Origin of the sequence: Legionella sp., assembly GCF_965140895.1 — a bacterium.
Taxonomy (GTDB): Bacteria; Pseudomonadota; Gammaproteobacteria; order Legionellales; family Legionellaceae; genus Legionella.
The window spans coordinates 41124-58819 of the sequence record NZ_CBCSKT010000070.1; the positions used below are offsets into that span (position 1 = coordinate 41124).

Consider the following 17696-nt stretch of genomic DNA (forward strand, 5'->3'; position numbering starts at 1 on the left):
CCTATTTAGTCGGTGATTTATCTAACAGACACAACCCGTAGTCGATTCGCATCGGGATCTTGAGCGAGAAAAGTATAACCATAGGGTACACTAGTTGGCGCATGGATTATATTGATTTCTTTAGCTTGCCAGCTGGCGAAAAGCGCATCCCCTTCATAGTAACAACATGAGACCTTATCCGATCTTAAATTATGAATTGTGCTAAATTTACTCTTATGCACTGAATATTTCGGTCTCAGGATGAGGAGTTGTTATGAGCAAATCTGCTGATTTTTTACTCTTAGGCGGGGGATTAGCAAGCGTTTTTGCCGCTAATGTTCTTAGAAGGGAAGGAGAAACAGGTAAAATTATCATTCTCTCAACAGAAGATGTTCTTCCTTATTTCCGTATGCAAATTCCTAAAGCGTTTCTTCTGGGAAAACAAAGAAAAGAACAATTATATATATTTGATGAAAACTACTATCAAAAAAATGATATCGAAATTATTTTGAAAGCAAATATACGGACCCTTGATACAAAAAATAAACTCGTCAAAACTGCTCGTGCAGGAGCGTTTCACTATAAGAAGCTGCTGATTGCGACAGGCTGTAGTCCAAAAAAAATTAATATTCCCGGCGCAAAATTAGTGGGAGTACATTATTTAAGAACAATTGATCATGCTGAAGCAATTATTGATGAGATGCAAGCAGCAAAAAATGTCGTTATTTATGGTGACAGTTATATTACGATTGAGCTTGCATCTACTTTAAGCCAAAAAGGCATCAAGGTAACTGTTATTACTCCAGAATTTGATACAGGAAATTTCAACGTTTGTACGGAGATAGCTCATTTTCTTATCAACAATGGCGTAGACGTTATCCTCGGTGGAAAAATTACAAAAATTGAGGGCAACAGCCGAGTTCAAGCAGTAAAAACGAACACAGGAAAAAGTGTCTCTTGCGATTTTATCATTGTCGACATGGGCTTAAAGCCTAATACAGACTTTATTAATGATAGTGGCATTGAGCTTGATACTGATCATAGCATTTTAGTGAATCAGTATATGCAAACCAATATACCTGATGTTTATGCGGCTGGTGATGTGGTTACATTTTATGATCCGATTTTCGAAAAATTTCGTAAAACGCGATACGGTGATACCGCAATTAAGCAAGGAAAAATCGCCGCAGCGAATATGTCAGGTGCCAGGCACTACAACCGCACCGCATCCTATTTATTTTTCTATGCCTTTGGCACCGCAATTATCATTATTGGTGATGCAAGTGAGGCTACCGAACTTTTAATAAGAGGTTTTCCTAAAGAGAAGAACTTCGCTAATCTTTATTTAAAAAATAATACACTTCAAGGAGCCATTTTAATTGGACGTCCTACGACTGAAATTAAAGCTGCCGAATCGCTTATTGAAAATCACACTGACCTAAAGCAAGTTAAAGAGCAACTTATTGATCTCTCGTTTCCACTTGAACCTCTGGCAGCCCAAACACTGATTGCGCTTCAAGGTGGTGGTGCATTTGGTGCTTTTGAATGTGGGGTTATCAAGGCAATGGAAGAGGTGGAAATTTACCCTGACATTGTGGCGGGTATATCCATAGGTGCATTTAATGCCGCGATTATTGCAGGGAATCCACGCAATGCTACAGCAGCATTAGAGGCATTTTGGAATGATCTTGCCTTAGAGACCCCTGAAATTTTTGATGAGCAATCAAGACGATTTTTATCGTATTTGCAAGCTATTATTTGGGGCTCACCAAATTTTTTCCATCCGCGATGGCTTGCTCCTTTTATGAATCTAAACGAGCTTTCTGCGCATTGTACTAGTTTTTATGACACCGCTCCGATAAAAAAACTGCTTTATAAATATATCGATTTTAAAAAGCTAAAAAAGAGTCCAGTTCGTTTACTCGTGATGGCGGTGAACGTAGAAACCTCTGAATTTGAAACGTTTGATAGTTATACCGATGACTTTACCCCCGAGCATATTATCGCCAGTGGAAGTTTGCCTCCGGCATTTCCATGGACAACTGTTAGTGGAAAACATTACTGGGATGGAGGGATTGTTACGAATACCCCTCTTGATTCTGCTCTTGAAATTTGTGGCTGGAGCAGTAAAAAAGTTTATGTGGTTGATGTGTATCCCAAAAAAAGAAGTCTTCCGAAAAATATAATTGAAGTGCTTTCCAGAAAAAATGAGATTTTATTTGCTGAAAAGATGAGAAAAGATTTCCGCACTCAAGATCTAATCGGTGATTATAAAAAGCTTATAGAGCTTATTTTGGCCTATTGCGATGCTGAGGCGATTAAGGAAATTACTGAATTACCTATATTTATTCAAATAATGGGCGACCCCGGCGTGCTGTCTGTTACCAGAATTATGCTGCAAACCGAAAAAGAAGGACTGTATTCATGGGATTCTGATTTTTCCAGAAAAACAATCAAAGAGCTTAAAGAAAAAGGCTACGACACCGCTAAGAAAATACTTAATAACCGTGTGAAGTAACAATTAAATTAGCTCATGAACCCAAAACTAAATGAGATGTTAATGCGATGGATTAATCATCTGTTAAGTTAAAGTTTGAACAATTTGATTTATTGGTATAGAATGAGTAAATTTTAAGTTAGTTATTTATTATGTCGTCCATTTGTTCTTTATTTGCCCGCATGCCCGATGAGGAAAAATTTGAGTTTCTCTATAAATTGTTTCTTGAAATTAATGCAGAGGTAAAACAAATTCTTTTATATGGCCCCTGTAACACACCGCGAGTCCAAAAGGCTAATAATTTATGCCATGCTTTAAAGAATCAGGGCAAATTTTTCCCAATTCATTTTCAGAAAAATGAATTAAGCGCACTACCAACCGTATTTGCGCAAAATCTGCTTTATTCCGCCCCTAATGAGGATAAGGAGAAAGCGGAGGATATTTATGAAAATTATTTGCAATTGGCCCAGCAATACGGAACAGGGACTTGCGAATTTTTTTCTATAGTTGGAGCCTATTTGTTGGCTAAAAAATTCGACATCAATCTATCCATTGAAACGATTTTCTCTCGGGAAAGCCATACCTATATTAGATTACATACTCAGCCTGAATACATTCTGGATTTCTGGGCGGAAATGGTATGTGAATATCATGATGAGATTACTTGGCTTGAAGTTTTGGGACCGGACTACCATCTTAAGGATGCTACCTATAAAACTGAGTTGACATTGAGGAGTAACGATTTAATCGTTATGGGGGAGCGTGTGTTTACAGAAACAAATGCACGTATTCGTTCAGAAACACTAGATTATATAAAGAATAAAGTAGAACAGTTTTTCTACTCCATGCCTGGTATTTCTTCTGAAATAAGCCTCACTCCTTAAATAGGCTTAGTGCTCTCGCCTCGCGAATTTCAACACGGCTGAGTAATCTTTCGCATTAATGCGATGGACCGTTTTTTGAATCAGTGCAACACACTCAATAAGATCTGTTTCTGTGAGTTTGCGTAAAGTGATGGGTAATTTAGACATAATAGATATTAGTTCGGATGCGGTGCGAAATATTGTATTATCGCAAAATTATATTTAATAGGAAAAATAATGAAACGCTGCGGCTGGGTAGACGAAAACAAACCTCATTATGTAGAGTACCACGATATGGAATGGGGGGTTCCCATACATGATGATCTGAAACATTTCGAAATGTTAACCCTGGAAGGAGCCCAAGCCGGTCTCTCATGGGAAACGATTTTAAAACGACGAGATGCCTATCGCCAGGCCTTTAAGCAATTCGATCCTAATGCGGTAATACAAATGACTGATGATGAGCTGGAGGCACTATTGGCTGATTCAAACATCATCCGCAATCGCCTCAAAGTATTTTCTGTACGCAAAAATGCCCAAGCATTTCTAGCAATTCAAAAGGAGTTTGGCTCCTTTGATGACTATGTCTGGCGATTTGTTAACTATGCTCCCAAAATCAACAGTCCAAAATCTTTAAAGGAAGTCCCAGCATCAACTCCTGAATCCGATATCTTATCCAGGGATTTAAAGAAACGAGGCATGAGTTTCGTAGGCTCTACCATTATCTATGCTTACATGCAAGCAATTGGCATGGTGGATGATCACGTAACTGAATGCTTTCGCTGTTCAAAATAAAACGTAGCTTTTATTACGCTGTGTTAAGGCTGTGTTTGTATTAATCGATGGTAGCAATTGTACATGGTGTCAGACATACCTTTCGCTATATGATTACTGAATAAATTATTTACTGAGCTGATTAGTGAGTAAGTTGTCGTAGCCTTGATTGCGTTGCATCAAGGCTACGCTCGTTGTTTAACTTATTTTACGAACATGAACCTTGCGTCCTTTCAATTTACCATTTTGTAAATAACGATAGGCTTTGTCAGCATGGTTACGGTGGATGGCAACATAGGAGTACAGAGCCGTGACGTTAATTTTGCCGATGGTGTCTCCAGCTAATCCCGCATCCTTCGTTAAAGCCCCAAGAATATCTCCGGGGCGGATTTTATCTTTCTTACCGGAGGCAAGACATAAGGTAACCATTTCTGGTACTAATCGAGTAGCATTGCTGTTGGCAAACTCATTTGTGTTTCCCCAGACAATAGGGGTGGGCTGGTTCTCTTCAATAGCACACAGTCGTTGTGCATCTGAAGGTGTAGTAATACTTAAGGCAATACCTTTATTACCAGCTCGCCCGGTTCGACCAATACGATGAATATGCACATCATGCTCAAAGGCAAGATCAAAATTAATAACCGCAGGAAGCTCCTTTATATCAAGACCACGAGCAGCGACATCGGTTGCAACCAGAATAGAACAACTTTGGTTGGCAAAACGTAAAACCGCTAGATCACGATCTACCTGCTCCATATCGCCATTTAAAGCAATCGCACTAAAGCCTTCATGAATAAGTTGGTCGGTCACGTCAGTTGTTTGTTGTTTGGTATTGCAGAAGATCAGCGTCGAAGCGGGCTGATGATGTAGCAGTAATGATTTTAATATGGGAAACTTTTGAGTTTGTTTGGCTACTTCATAAAAACGTTGTTCGATATCAATTTCATCATGCTGGGTTTCTACATGGACCTCTTTGGGGTTCTTCATAAACTGCTTTGACAGTTGTTTGATTTCCTCAGGATAGGTCGCAGAAAACAGTAGAGTTTGGCGTTGTTTGGGCGTTGCGGCAATGATACTGGTGATGTCATCAAGAAATCCCATATCAAGCATTCTATCGGCTTCATCTAAAACTAAAGTTTTTAGCTGGCTTAAGTCTAAGGAACCACCTTTTAAATGCTTAAGAACTCGACCTGGTGTTCCAACAATAATATGAGCCCCATGCCTTAATGAATCCAGCTGTGGTTTCATCGGTATACCGCCGGACAAATTAATAATTTTAACATTAGGCATCAAACAGGCTAAGCGACGAATTGCCTGGCTAACCTGTTCTGCTAATTCCCGAGTCGGGCAAAGAACTAATGCTTGCGCACCAAAAAACGAAATTTTTAAATTATTTAACAGGGACAAACCAAAAGTCGCAGTTTTGCCACTGCCGGTTTTTGCCTGAGCAATAATATCTTCATTGTTAAGGATTATGGGCAGACTTTGCATTTGGATGGGGGTCATATTTTCGTAATTTAACGAATTAAGACTTTGTAATAGTTCTTCGCGCAGCGGTAACTGAGAGAATACAGGGAGTTCAGATTGGATCATTGAAGGCACTTATGTCGTATAAGAAGGGCATAGATTAACATTTTTTAGTTCAATATTAAATCAATTTGTTTTGGGGAATTGGATATTTATCAGTTCAATAGCCAATTTAAGTAATCTAAAAATGTTAAGTTGCATGCTAATTGTCACAAATAATGTTAAAATTGCACAAAAAGCACAAATAGATTTAATTGTGTACACTGTATTTTTGAGAGGCTGGGTTAATGTTAGATGTAAAAAGTTTAAGTATGCTGTTTGGACCAAAATCGTTATTCCAAAATGTAGATTTGATCTTATTGCCTACGCAACGTTATGGTATAGTCGGTGCTAATGGTACAGGAAAGTCTACTTTTTTAAAAATATTAGCCGGCGAGGAACAAGCATCACATGGCTCAGTTGAAAAAGCAAAAATTCATAAAATAGGCATTTTGAAGCAAGATCACTTCCGTTATGAGCAAGATCGCCTTGTTGATGTGGTTATTCGCGGAAATCCTGTTTTGTGGGATGCGCTTACTGAAAAAGAGAGCTTATATTCTAAAGAAACCTTTACTGAAGAAGACGGTTTTCGCTTGAGCGAATTAGAAGAAATAGTGATGAATCAAGGTGGCTATGAAGCAGAGGCTACCGTAAAAAATTTATTGCTAGGTTTAGGCATCGCTGAAAAGTTTCATTATGGCCCTTTGAGTGCTTTATCAGGTGGTTACAAATTACGGGTTCTATTGGCACAAGTTCTTTATCAACAACCCGATATCATGTTGCTTGATGAACCAACTAACCATTTGGATATTGTCTCGATTGCCTGGTTGGAAGAGTTCTTAAAAACTTCATTTAAAGGATTATTGATTTTTATTTCGCACGACCGAAGTTTTCTCAACAATACCTCCACGAACATTCTTGATATTGACTACGACACGATCCTGGATTACCCAGGCAATTATGACAAATTTTGTTTTGCCAAAGAGGAACGCTTACGTTTGAAACAAAGCGAGTTGAAAAACCAGGAAAAGCGAATTGATGCATTACAAGGCTTCGTTGATCGCTTTGGCGCAAAAGCAAGTAAGGCAAGCCAGGCGGCTTCACGACAAAAAATGATCGATCGCATTGAGCTGGTTGAGATTAAAGAATCTAATATTTTCAAACCTTATTTTAATTTCCAACAAAAGAAATCCTCAGGCAAAGTGGTCGTTAAAGTAGAGGAGTTGCACAAAAAATTTGATGAACGAGTATTATTAAAAAATGTATCACTTACCATTCAACGGGGTGATAAATGCGCCATCATCGGGCCAAATGGGATTGGCAAATCGACGTTTCTAAAAATTTTATTAAAAGAGTTGCATGCAGATCAGGGAAATTTTGAATGGAGTGACACTGTAAAAGTGGGCTATTTTGCCCAGGATTATCGAACCCAACTAAATCCAGAGCAAACAATTTTGCAGTGGATGGAGGATCACATTGCCGCACCAAGCCAGGAAATCAGGAAGGTACTTGGTCAGGTATTATTCCGCGGAGCTGATGTTGATAAGAAAATTGGCGTATTAAGTGGGGGAGAGTCCGCTCGCTTAATTATGGCCAAATTAATTTTGGAAAAACATAATGCTTTAATCTTTGATGAGCCAACCAACCATTTAGATCTTGAGTCAATCGATGCCTTAATCGAAGCCATTCAACTGTTCCCTGGGACTGTATTATTTGTCAGTCATAATCGTTATTTTATTGATGACATTGCAACGCGGATTATTGTGTTAACTGAACAATACGGGGTGCAGGATTTTCTGGGTAATTATAATGATTATTTAGAACAGTATGGAAAGGATTATCTGGCAACGGCATAAGCAGCTCAGCTTAAGATACCCATTTCGTAACTTTAAAATACCGAACGGTTATTGCTCAACAAGTGGATTTACAATGCAAGAAAACGAACTATCAAATAAAACATTAAGTGAAGAGACCTCAAACCTCTCTGATGAAGAACTACATGCGCAAGCTAATCAGTATATCGGAGAGTTTAATCAACTTATCTCTCAACGCCTTCCTTCCGTAATATCCCAGATTATTGCACGAGAAGTTTGGACCAAAAGAACAAAGCCCTATGAAAACTTTGGCGAATATGCCCTTGATAAATCATCAGATGGCTTAGGCATTACCAACAATGAAATGTTATGGTTATTGCGCTCTGCTATGAATGTAAATACACAGCATGTGGCTCATTGGGGAGAAGTTCTTAGTAGGGTGGATAACTCCGTTAGGAGCTATGCAAGGGAAAATAAAATCTCTATTAAAGATTTGAATAATGATCTTAGAGAGCAAGACACTACGAATCCTGAGCTGTATCAGGAAAACACGATTACCTATTTACCGTCTCATTCGCGCTCAGTGGATGGCCAACTTTTGAAGTTAATGAAGAAAGATCCTGACGTTTATGAAAATGTGGTTCAGGGAAAAATGAATATAAATGAAACTTATGTCAAAGCTTCCAGAAAACAATATCAACCAATTGAAACAATAAAAAATAAATTTTTTAACTTATCTCAATCAGATCGCGAAGCTTTTTTGGCATGGATTGAACAAGAAAAAGAAAACATTCACAGTTAAAATTCGTACAGGGTACTGAACTCGCTCATTCTGATCAGATTTCAACGTGTATGGGCACGTTGAAAAAAGAAGGGAGTTCTCAGTGCTACGATGGTATTTAATGTTAATGAGACGCATATCTCCCAACCAGTTGAGCAATAAAAACAGCCAAATAGGCTTGGCCACAAAAGGCTTCCATCCAAGACAAGCATTGCATAATAGGGGTTATCGCGACTACATCACCATACCCCACGGTAGTTAAGGTGATGAATGAGAAATAGATTGCTCTGGTGTCAGCATAGGGCTCTAAACCTGAGATTGCTTGGGGATATATTAAATAAACAAGTAAGTATAAATAGGCGAAAGTTAAACCGATAAACAGATAAGCAGAGAGGGAGCCAAATAAGGTGGTAACACTAATTGTTTTATCCTGTAAGGTCAGTCTGACGCAAGTAATTGTCATTAATAGGAAAAAAAATAATCTCAAGAGCTGCAACTATGGTAGGATAAAGTAATAAACTCGTGATGAAACTAGCGTTCTCATAAACATCATCCTTGACTGTAGAGCGTTTATTATTAGTAAGTCAGTGTTGCCTCATGGCTAAGTTGTTTTTCGATATATTTATTTTTTCAATCCATACCCAGTCTTAAAAATCCAACCAATAATCGCCAGACAGAGTACGGTAAACGTTAGAATCATGGTGATGCTAATCGTGATACTCACATCACTGTGCTCGTAAAAGCTCCAACGAAATCCACTCACCAAATAAACGACTGGATTGGCCAGTGAAATCTGATACCAGAACGGGGGGAGCATATGGATGGAGTAAAAACTGCCGCCAAGAAAGGTGAGGGGGGTAATGATGAGCAGAGGGATTAATTGTAATTTCTCAAAGCCATCGGCCCATATGCCAATGATAAAGCCAAGCAGGCTAAAGGTCACACTGGTCATAATTAAAAAGAAGGCCATCCATAGTGGATGTGCAATCCGTAGCGGCACAAAAAACCAGGCGGTTACGAGCACAATCACCCCTATGATCACTGATTTGGTTGCGGCAGCTCCCACATAACCTAACATGACTTCGACAAAAGAAAGAGGGGCTGAAAGAATTTCATAGATGGTACCGGTAAAACGTGGAAAATAAATACCAAAAGAGGCGTTGGACACACTTTGGCCTAAAATAGTCAGCATAATCAGACCTGGAACAATAAATGCACCATAGGGTATGTCATTAATTGCTTGCATGTGTGAACCAATAGCCGATCCAAACACTATAAAATAAAGGACCGTTGAGATAACGGGAGAGGCTATGCTTTGCCCTAGCGTACGGAACATGCGTGCCATTTCAAACTTATAAATTGCTCCAACGCCGCGTAGATTCATTTTTCCCCCAACAATCCAATGAAGATTTCTTCTAAACTGCTTTGATGACTATAGATATCCTTGGGGCGTATGCCATTTGATTTTAGATTATCTAATACATCTGAAATATCATTATCCGCTTCAATATCGTAAGTCAAAATCAATTTGCCACCATTGTCATCTTGCTCTAGCGTTAAAGGATAATCTTTTAAGCCTGCAGGTATGCTGGCTAATGGTTCGCGTAACACGAAAATCATCTGCCGTTTACCCATTTTATGCATTAAGGTGTTTTTGTCTTCGGTGAGAATTAAATTACCTTTATTAATAATTCCCACACGGTCAGCCATTATTTGCGCTTCTTCGATATAGTGCGTGGTGAGAATAATGGTAATTCCGGTTTCGCGTAGGGCGCGTACTTGCGCCCACATGGATTTGCGCAGCTCCACATCGACACCAGCTGTCGGCTCATCAAGAAAAAGAATTTGTGGTTCATGGGATAGCGCTTTGGCGACCATAACGCGACGTTTCATCCCACCGGATAAATGTTGAAGCTGTGAGTCTTTTTTATTCCAAAGCGAGAGACGCTTTAATAGTTCTTCAATATATGAAGTATTCTTGGGTTTGCCAAACAAACCTCGGCTGAAACTAACGGTATTCCATACGGTTTCAAATGCGTCAGTTGTAAGTTCTTGCGGGACTAAACCAACTGCAGTACGTGCCTCGCGGTATTGGCGGATATTGTCATAGCCGGATATGGTGACCGTACCATTAGTGGGTTGCACAATACCGCAAATCGCATTAATTAGTGTTGTTTTGCCCGCACCATTTGGCCCAAGCAAGGCAAAAATCTCACCCTGACGAATATCAAGGTTGATATCTTCTAATGCTTTAAAACCATTTTCATAAATCTTTTGCAGTGCGTTAATTGAAATAGCAATATCATTTTGCATGAACAGCGTTGCTCCTAACATCTTTAAGGATAATTTATGAAATAACATGTAATTATATGTTACCTTCAAATTAGGTTACTAGTCATCTAAAATTGCTAATAACAAAAAAATTAACACAAACGCAACTTATTAATAAAAAAGCGAGTTAAAACAGGCTGGGCCTACTGTTTATGACTGGTTCTATTCTAAAAAAGAAGCCTCTTATTGGTGATTTTCCTATAATTATCTTGAAATTAGCACCAACAATCCCTATATAGGTTTTATCTCTTATCATTTTACTAAGAGGATTTGAGCTATGTTATCAGTTTAAATGACATTTCGTTCTGGTTCATACTCATTGGCAAGGGAAATACCATCCTGATAAGAACATTTTATTGAACGATAAAAAATTGTCGATTGCTAAATCGATGTTCCATTTTAACTATGTGAAACAACCAGGAGTTGTAGGCATAAATTAGATGTGAAGTATTATGAAAGAAAATAAGAAAATTATAAATCAATATGAATATCCTAATTTTATGGATTGTGCGCTTGCTATTCATGGTTCGGTTACTCCCAGAGTATTTACAAAGGTTTTAGCTGTATTTGCTTATGCATGTTTTATTTCTACGCTAAGTATTTTTATTCCTGATCTGGCTCTTCCTATAAGCCCCTTTGAGTATGCGGGGGTAATTATGGGATTAATTTTAGTTTTTCGTGTAAATGCGGGATACGACCGCTGGTGGGAAGCAAGAAAACTATGGGGGACTGTGGTTAATAGCAGTAGAAATTTGGCAATCATCATAAAAAGTTACGTAGATCCCGCAAATAAGGGCGAGATAGAGCAAATGCTTGGTCTGGTTGCCGCAATGCCCTACCTTATGAAGAATAGTCTTCGGGGAAGTTCCTCTATAGAGGACGTAAAACATTTATTATGTGACGAAACCTATGTTGAATTGCAGGAGTGGCAACACAAACCTAATTTTATTTCGGCAAAGCAAGCCGCAATATTGTCGCAGCTGCAAGAAAGTGGCAAATTAAATCAGTTTTCTTTTTTGAAAGCAGAAGAGGTTCGTGAAATAATTATCGATTGCCAAGGCGCGTGTGAACGGATATTAAAAACGCCCATGCCTTTTGTGATGGCAATCAAATCACGTCGATTTATTCTTTTGTTTTTGCTCATACTTCCAGCGGCTTTGGTTAATTACTCTCCGTATATTAGTCCTATGGTTGTGACTTTGGTAGCCTACGCTCTTTTTTCATTAGACCAAATAGGTGTGGAACTACAAAATCCTTTTTCAATTGAGAAGTTAAGTCATTTACCTCTGAATGATATCTGTAAGACCATAGAGAAGAACGTAATGGAAATTAAAAAAAAACACCATAAATAATTAAGTTATTGGATTGGAGTATTTATGAAAACGATTGGTAAAAAAGAACAACATAATATCACCCCAGACCAAGCAATAGATTTGCTGCACAAGGGTAATCAACGGTTTATTCAAAATTTGCGATTTAATCGAAATTTACTACAACAAGTGAATGAAACTGCTGATGGACAATTCCCTTTTGCCGCAATTTTAAGTTGTATCGATTCACGAACACCAGCAGAGTTGATTTTTGACCAAGGCCTGGGAGATGTTTTTAGCATTAGAATTGCGGGTAATATTGTAAATGAGGATATTATCGGTAGTTTAGAATTCGCCTGTAAAGCCGCGGGGTCTAAATTAATTGTCGTGCTTGGTCATACTAATTGCGGTGCAATAAAAGGGGCTTGTGATGATGCTAAGTTGGGCTCTTTGACTCAGCTTTTAGAAAAAATAAAACCGGCAATCCAGCAAGAAAAAACATTTAAAGAAAAGCGAAATGGGAGTAATCTCGCATACGTCAATGAAGTTGCGAAGATTAATATCAACAATAGCATTCAAAATATTTTAAATAAAAGTAATATTATCAATGAGCTTGCGGAGCAACAAACCATTAAAATTATAGGTGGTTTGTACGATGTGTCCTCTGGCGAAGTCTTATTTTTTGAAGAGTAAATAAAATAGGGGCTACCTTCCGAACTTTATGACCACAAAGACGAACGATTTAAATTTGATTGCTACTTTCAAAAAATCAATCGCAACCTCTTCAGTTTTCTAAGTAATAATGGGTAGAGTAACGCCATTTTGTGGTGTTACTTTACTTATTAAAAAGGAAGTAATTTAAATGACGCCTACTTTTTTTATGTTTGGTTTTGGCTACACGGCCACTCGGTTTGCTCAGCAACTGGTTGCGCAAGGTTTTGATGTTGTTGGAACGACACGCCAAGAAAGAAAAAAAATAACGAATCATTCTTCAGCAATCACGCTTATTGATTTTAATGCGTCTGATATTGAATATTATCTTAGTAAATCGACCCATATTTTAATTAGTGTCCCGCCTGCAGCGGGCTTTGGCGATTCCGTATTATCTTCTTACCCAGAATTGATTAGAAGGTATGCAGGGCATATTGAATGGTTAGGTTATCTGTCTTCGACGGGAGTCTATGGTGACTACCAAGGGGATTGGGTTGATGAGGAAAGTATTTGTAGACCACTGAGTTCATCTGGAATTTTACGCATGGAAGCAGAAAATTCATGGCTTTCTTATGCAAAAGACCACCAGCTTCCTTTGCACATTTTCAGATTGGCGGGAATTTATGGACCCGAAAGAAACCCTCTTGAACGAATTCACACTGGGAAAAAATACAGTATTTATAAAGAAGAGCAGGTATTTTCACGTATCCATGTTGACGATATTGCATCTGTGCTTCTTGCTTCAATCAAGAATCCACATCCTTTATCTATCTATAATGTAGCTGATGATGAACCGGCCGCATCTCATGTAGTTGATGCATATGCATCCTCCTTGCTTAAGCAGCCGCTTTTGCCTTTACTCTCGTTTGAAGATGCTTCGTTATCATCAAAGGAACAGGACTTTTATTTAAGTAATCGCCGTGTATCTAATGCAAAAATAAAAATGGAATTTAATATTGTTTTACATTTTCCCTCATTCCGCGAGGGGTTAACACGAATATGGAGCGACGATTTTGAGCAAAAAACACGGGATTAAATTAATTCTTTGGATTTTATCTTTTGAATTAATTGGTTTTTTCTTAGGCTTATTAACGCAAGCGAATATCCCTTTTTGGTATGAAGGACTTCATAAATCAACTCTAACTCCCCCGGGCTGGGTTTTTTCCATTGTCTGGCCAATATTATATGCATTTCTTGCGATAGTAGGGTTTAGGCTATGGCAAAATCGCAGCCAATCTCAAATTAAAAGGGTATTTAATCTGTATCTAATACAACTCATCATGAATTGGCTATGGACACCATTCTTTTTTCAGCTTCATTGGTTAGGATTCAGTTTTTTATGGATTATAGTCATGGTTGTCTTGAATGCCTTTCTAATTATTAAAATTAAGGAAAGAAAGCTTCGGTTGCTATTAATACCCTACTTTTTGTGGCTCACGTTTGCCAGTTATCTTAATGGAGTAATATGGGTTCTCAATACTTAAGCGTAGTCGAGCTGTGTTATCCAGTAATGGAAACACTCGTTGATCACGTTAAAATAGCTCCTGAAAAAACTTTTTAGCATTTTATGGTGAACTTCTATCTTTTTAACGGACGTTACAAAGGTGAAAGAGAGCAAAGAGTCTATATTCTATAAAAGCTAGCGTAGGCCGGACCTCCGCTGGCTTTTAATAACCATGGTTTTCAATACTCATTTATTGCGATGCGGTAAAAACTGTGTTGCTCTCTAAAGTAGGGGTATAGTTGTGCTCAACAGTACTCTCTTCAACTAATCCGGTATCAAAAAATTTTAGTCCAGCTTGCGTGACTTGAGAATTACTCGATGTGGGAGATTTCCCTGTTGTTGGTAACAGAGGATTATTTGGAAACGTATCTGGAGTAGGCTCCATCGGTGAAGGATCTTGAGTCGATTTTTTTTGAAAAAGGGTAGGCCAAGTAAATGCTATCGATACGAATACTAAAATGACAGGGGACAATATTGCCATGGTAACGGTTAATGCAAATTTTTCTCCTATTGCTTCTCCCAGTGTTTCCCCAACATGAATACCGCTTCGGATTCCACCGGCAACTGAATAAGCAAGAGAATCACCTATCAAAGCACATAACTTGAGAATGTTGATGACTCCATGCTTTATCTTTTGTGCTTTAGTTAGGTTTTCTTCCGGTGGTTGATATATTGAGTCAAATTTTTCTTTTAAATCAACATACGTTTTCGGGTTAAAAACTTTATAAACTTGTGAAAAAGTATTAACAACCATGGTGGTCGAAGTGCATATCATAGCAAGAACATGTGCTAAAAAAGTACCGGAATTCGCACCTATAGCATCGAATAGCTTATTAATCCCTGATACAGTAGTAAACCAAGTTAGCGTCGCATAAACAGCTAAAAATAGCGTACTTACGGCTCCTAATAAAACACATCGCCAAAGACCATAGGGTTTTTGATACGCTTCAATAAAAAGATTTTTAAATTTGGCATAATTTTCACGTATGCCGATCGCTTGAAACGAATAGAACGAAATCGCGGCAATCACCGATAAGCCAATCGTAGCTGCCAAAACTAGAGGGGTAGAGGTGAGCGCACCTGCCCCCAAAAAGTTGAGAAGCCCTACCAGACCAGCATATCCAGAAATACCTGCAGAAATACAAGCCAACAAGGTCACGATACCAAAAAATAATTTTTGACCTTTATCTAATATCGTTTTTTCTTTTATATTTTCTTCAAGGGTCTGAAACGTTTTTTGTTTTTTAGGTTGAAAGCCAGCACTATCAAGCATGGCTTGCCCACGACTTAATAAACAAACTACTCCGTTGCAGCAGGAAAGTACTATCGCTAAGCCGAGGCTAAGGGCAAAAGGGGCGCCTAAAGTACTTAATAATCCCAGGCAAAATACCATACAAAGCGCCATGGAGGTGACGACCTTGCCAATAACTAATGGCACGCCTTTTAGTAGCCTATCTCTATTTTGAGAGGGGGTTCTTGCAAATTCTTGGCCTTTACTCGAGTAGGTAGCTATTTGTAAGACCTCTTGTTTAGATAATCTTTTTCCACCCGCAAGTATCTCTCCCCATTTAAAAGTAAGGAAACTCCACAAATGGTGGGAAAATGGCCGTTCTAGAAGATCTGTTACTCGAAGATCCCCATTTAGAATGGCTTGTTGAATTTTTTGCGATTCTTCTTCAGTAAATTGATATTGGTCGAATGACTCAATAATCCAATCTTTTTGAGTACGAAATTTCCTTCTTAAAACCACTAAGACTTCCGGACGTTTATGAATAGAAAAATCGATTTGCTCTTGTTCTAATAAACTTACAATTTCTTTCATTCCTATAAATCCCTTTTTAATGCAAATCGCCTATTTTATTTATAAATTGGCAATAATTCCATTTAAATTTGTAATTAATTATCATTAGATATGATGCCGCTATCATTTTCATTAGAAAAATTTGACATACTGTGCGAGTTACATTCTAATCTTATTTTTTATCATGATATGGACAATCATGTCATTTTTAAATTTTTTAAAACCTGCTCCTTATCTTGATGAAATTCAGGATAAAAACATTGTTAAACAGCACTATCGTTATTGGCGTATTCGCACTTTCTACGCAATGTATATAGGCTATGCTTTGTTTTATTTTACGCGAAAAAGTTTTACCTTCGCGATGCCCGCATTACAAAGCACCTTGGGGATGAGTAAAACTGAACTTGGACTGATTGCCAGCATTTTGAGCTTAAGTTATGGCATCAGTAAATTTTTGAGTGGAATTCTTGGCGATAAGTCAAATCCTCGTTATTTAATGGCCATTGGGCTAATTTTGACAGGTATTTGTAATATTTTATTTGGATTGTCCTCCACCTGGTGGTTATTCGCTATTTTTTGGGGATTGAATGGTTGGTTTCAAGGCTGGGGATGGCCTGGGTGTACTAAATTGTTAACCCATTGGTATTCGCAATCTGAACGTGGTCGTTGGTGGAGTATTTGGAATACATCACATAATGTTGGTGGTGCATTAATTCCATTGATTGTTGCTATGTGTGCGCAGTATTTCGGCTGGCGTTCAGGCATGTTTGTGCCTGGGATCATTTGCATTTTAGGCGGTCTTTTTTTAATCAATCGTTTAAGAGATACCCCGCAGTCGCTTGGTTTACCTCCGATAGAGCAATATCGTGAAGATTCTTCTGGTTTATCAAATCAGTCTCAAGAAAAAACAGAACTCTCAGTTAAAGAAATTCTTTGGACTTATGTGTTAAGCAATCAATATATTTGGATATTAGCCATTTCCTATGTGTTTATTTACATTGTCCGAACTGCACTTAATGATTGGAGCATGCTGTACTTAACTGAAGTGAAGGATTATTCTTTAATTACGGCAGGTAGTTGTATCATATGGTTTGAAGTTGGTGGTTTTTTTGGAAATTTGGCTGCCGGCTGGCTTTCGGATAAAGTATTTCAAGGTAAACGTAATCCAATCAATGTTCTCTTTACCGCTGGTGTATTTGCCACGTTGCTGTTATTTGCGTTGACTAAGGGATATACACCCTTCCTCGATTCGTTGTTTCTTTTTTTCTTTGGTTTCTTTATCTTTGGACCGCAAATGATGATTGGTATGGCATGTGCGGAGTTATCACATAAAAAGGCCGCAGCAACAGCAACAGGCTTTGCCGGCTTTTTTGCTTATTGCGTAGGTGCTGTTCTGGCAGGGGCTCCTTTGGGTGCAATTATCAAAAATTACGGCTGGGATAATTTCTTCCTCACATTGTTTGTTTGCTGCTTGATTCCATTATTGATGCTGCTGCCTCTCTGGCATGTGAAATCCTATCCCAAGGATAGTAAACCAGAATTTTCAGAAAAATCTGAGTTTGCGTAGGAATTGGCTGCCCTATGAGTAGGTCGGGCCAAGGCCCGACGTTTTTTGTTCTTGTACACACAAAATCCAATTGATTGAATTCATCTTAACATGGTTTCTTCCAAAAAAATTGCTCCCTCTATCATGAAAATGCCATATTAACTTTCGTATTCGTTGGATCAGATCTTCCATTTTTGTAACTGATTTGCAGCCGTAAAC

The 17696-nt window shown here is 38.3% G+C and carries 15 protein-coding genes; 10 read left to right on the forward strand and 5 right to left on the reverse strand.

What is annotated here, in order from left to right; all coding sequences use genetic code 11:
* Positions 1 to 253 precede the first annotated feature (253 nt).
* The 3 genes from ACQY7T_RS09000 to ACQY7T_RS09010 all read left to right on the forward strand — a co-directional run bounded on the left by ACQY7T_RS09000 (position 254) and on the right by ACQY7T_RS09010 (position 4134).
* Positions 254 to 2497, forward strand: a complete 2244-nt coding sequence (locus ACQY7T_RS09000) for an FAD-dependent oxidoreductase (RefSeq protein WP_428412818.1) — start codon at positions 254 to 256, stop codon at positions 2495 to 2497.
* Positions 2498 to 2628: 131 nt separating this feature from the next.
* Entirely contained in the window at positions 2629 to 3360 is a 732-nt protein-coding gene (locus ACQY7T_RS09005) for a hypothetical protein (protein WP_428412820.1), read from the forward strand.
* A gap of 216 nt (positions 3361 to 3576) precedes the next feature.
* Positions 3577 to 4134, forward strand: coding sequence for a DNA-3-methyladenine glycosylase I (locus ACQY7T_RS09010; protein ID WP_428412822.1), 558 nt, complete (start codon positions 3577 to 3579; stop codon positions 4132 to 4134).
* Between the two features lie 177 nt (positions 4135 to 4311).
* Here ACQY7T_RS09010 and dbpA read toward each other — a convergent pair whose 3' ends face one another.
* On the reverse strand, positions 4312 to 5706 hold the full coding sequence (gene dbpA / locus ACQY7T_RS09015) for an ATP-dependent RNA helicase DbpA (protein ID WP_428412824.1): 1395 nt from the start codon (positions 5704 to 5706) through the stop codon (positions 4312 to 4314).
* A gap of 221 nt (positions 5707 to 5927) precedes the next feature.
* On the opposite strand from dbpA, the gene ACQY7T_RS09020 reads away from it, so the two are divergent.
* Positions 5928 to 7535, forward strand: coding sequence for an ABC-F family ATP-binding cassette domain-containing protein (locus ACQY7T_RS09020; protein ID WP_428412826.1), 1608 nt, complete (start codon positions 5928 to 5930; stop codon positions 7533 to 7535).
* A 73-nt stretch (positions 7536 to 7608) separates the two neighbouring features.
* Positions 7609 to 8295, forward strand: a complete 687-nt coding sequence (locus tag ACQY7T_RS09025; RefSeq protein ID WP_428412827.1) for a hypothetical protein — start codon at positions 7609 to 7611, stop codon at positions 8293 to 8295.
* A gap of 103 nt (positions 8296 to 8398) precedes the next feature.
* On the opposite strand, the gene ACQY7T_RS09030 is transcribed toward ACQY7T_RS09025, so the two are convergent.
* The 3 genes from ACQY7T_RS09030 to ACQY7T_RS09040 all read right to left on the reverse strand — a co-directional run bounded on the left by ACQY7T_RS09030 (position 8399) and on the right by ACQY7T_RS09040 (position 10587).
* Complete coding sequence (locus tag ACQY7T_RS09030; RefSeq protein ID WP_428412829.1) at positions 8399 to 8761, reverse strand: ion channel; 363 nt, start codon at positions 8759 to 8761, stop codon at positions 8399 to 8401.
* A gap of 135 nt (positions 8762 to 8896) precedes the next feature.
* Positions 8897 to 9658 (reverse strand): ABC transporter permease, encoded by a 762-nt coding sequence (locus ACQY7T_RS09035; RefSeq protein WP_428412831.1) that lies wholly within the window; start codon positions 9656 to 9658, stop codon positions 8897 to 8899.
* On the reverse strand, positions 9655 to 10587 hold the full coding sequence (locus ACQY7T_RS09040; protein ID WP_428412833.1) for an ABC transporter ATP-binding protein: 933 nt from the start codon (positions 10585 to 10587) through the stop codon (positions 9655 to 9657). The genes ACQY7T_RS09035 and ACQY7T_RS09040 overlap by 4 nt, the downstream gene beginning before the upstream one ends.
* 470 nt (positions 10588 to 11057) lie before the next feature.
* Here ACQY7T_RS09040 and ACQY7T_RS09045 point away from each other — a divergent pair, with 470 nt between their 5' ends.
* From ACQY7T_RS09045 to ACQY7T_RS09060, 4 genes are all read left to right on the forward strand, one after another.
* Positions 11058 to 11957 carry a bestrophin family protein gene (locus tag ACQY7T_RS09045; RefSeq protein ID WP_428412835.1) on the forward strand — a complete coding sequence of 300 codons (900 nt, stop codon included), beginning with the start codon at positions 11058 to 11060 and terminating at the stop codon, positions 11955 to 11957.
* A 24-nt stretch (positions 11958 to 11981) separates the two neighbouring features.
* The gene (locus ACQY7T_RS09050) at positions 11982 to 12608 is read left to right on the forward strand and encodes a carbonic anhydrase family protein (protein ID WP_428412837.1); all 627 of its coding nucleotides are present in this window, start codon (positions 11982 to 11984) and stop codon (positions 12606 to 12608) included.
* A 169-nt stretch (positions 12609 to 12777) separates the two neighbouring features.
* Positions 12778 to 13662 carry an SDR family oxidoreductase gene (locus ACQY7T_RS09055; protein ID WP_428412838.1) on the forward strand — a complete coding sequence of 295 codons (885 nt, stop codon included), beginning with the start codon at positions 12778 to 12780 and terminating at the stop codon, positions 13660 to 13662.
* Positions 13640 to 14110, forward strand: coding sequence for a TspO/MBR family protein (locus ACQY7T_RS09060; protein WP_428412839.1), 471 nt, complete (start codon positions 13640 to 13642; stop codon positions 14108 to 14110). The genes ACQY7T_RS09055 and ACQY7T_RS09060 overlap by 23 nt, the downstream gene beginning before the upstream one ends.
* 210 nt (positions 14111 to 14320) lie before the next feature.
* Here ACQY7T_RS09060 and ACQY7T_RS09065 read toward each other — a convergent pair whose 3' ends face one another.
* Entirely contained in the window at positions 14321 to 15952 is a 1632-nt protein-coding gene (locus ACQY7T_RS09065; RefSeq protein ID WP_428412841.1) for a hypothetical protein, read from the reverse strand.
* Positions 15953 to 16130: 178 nt separating this feature from the next.
* Between ACQY7T_RS09065 and uhpC the strand changes: the two genes are divergently transcribed.
* Entirely contained in the window at positions 16131 to 17498 is a 1368-nt protein-coding gene (uhpC, locus tag ACQY7T_RS09070; RefSeq protein ID WP_428412842.1) for an MFS transporter family glucose-6-phosphate receptor UhpC, read from the forward strand.
* Positions 17499 to 17696: the final 198 nt, after the last annotated feature.

Coding starts and splice junctions, on each gene's coding strand:
- ACQY7T_RS09000 (WP_428412818.1), top strand. CDS start 254: ATGAGCAAATCTGCTGATTTTTTACTCTTAGGCGGGGGATTAGCAAGC.
- ACQY7T_RS09005 (WP_428412820.1), top strand. CDS start 2,629: ATGTCGTCCATTTGTTCTTTATTTGCCCGCATGCCCGATGAGGAAAAA.
- ACQY7T_RS09010 (WP_428412822.1), top strand. CDS start 3,577: ATGAAACGCTGCGGCTGGGTAGACGAAAACAAACCTCATTATGTAGAG.
- dbpA (WP_428412824.1), bottom strand. CDS start 5,706: ATGATCCAATCTGAACTCCCTGTATTCTCTCAGTTACCGCTGCGCGAA.
- ACQY7T_RS09020 (WP_428412826.1), top strand. CDS start 5,928: ATGTTAGATGTAAAAAGTTTAAGTATGCTGTTTGGACCAAAATCGTTA.
- ACQY7T_RS09025 (WP_428412827.1), top strand. CDS start 7,609: ATGCAAGAAAACGAACTATCAAATAAAACATTAAGTGAAGAGACCTCA.
- ACQY7T_RS09035 (WP_428412831.1), bottom strand. CDS start 9,658: ATGAATCTACGCGGCGTTGGAGCAATTTATAAGTTTGAAATGGCACGC.
- ACQY7T_RS09040 (WP_428412833.1), bottom strand. CDS start 10,587: ATGCAAAATGATATTGCTATTTCAATTAACGCACTGCAAAAGATTTAT.
- ACQY7T_RS09045 (WP_428412835.1), top strand. CDS start 11,058: ATGAAAGAAAATAAGAAAATTATAAATCAATATGAATATCCTAATTTT.
- ACQY7T_RS09050 (WP_428412837.1), top strand. CDS start 11,982: ATGAAAACGATTGGTAAAAAAGAACAACATAATATCACCCCAGACCAA.
- ACQY7T_RS09055 (WP_428412838.1), top strand. CDS start 12,778: ATGACGCCTACTTTTTTTATGTTTGGTTTTGGCTACACGGCCACTCGG.
- ACQY7T_RS09065 (WP_428412841.1), bottom strand. CDS start 15,952: ATGAAAGAAATTGTAAGTTTATTAGAACAAGAGCAAATCGATTTTTCT.
- uhpC (WP_428412842.1), top strand. CDS start 16,131: ATGTCATTTTTAAATTTTTTAAAACCTGCTCCTTATCTTGATGAAATT.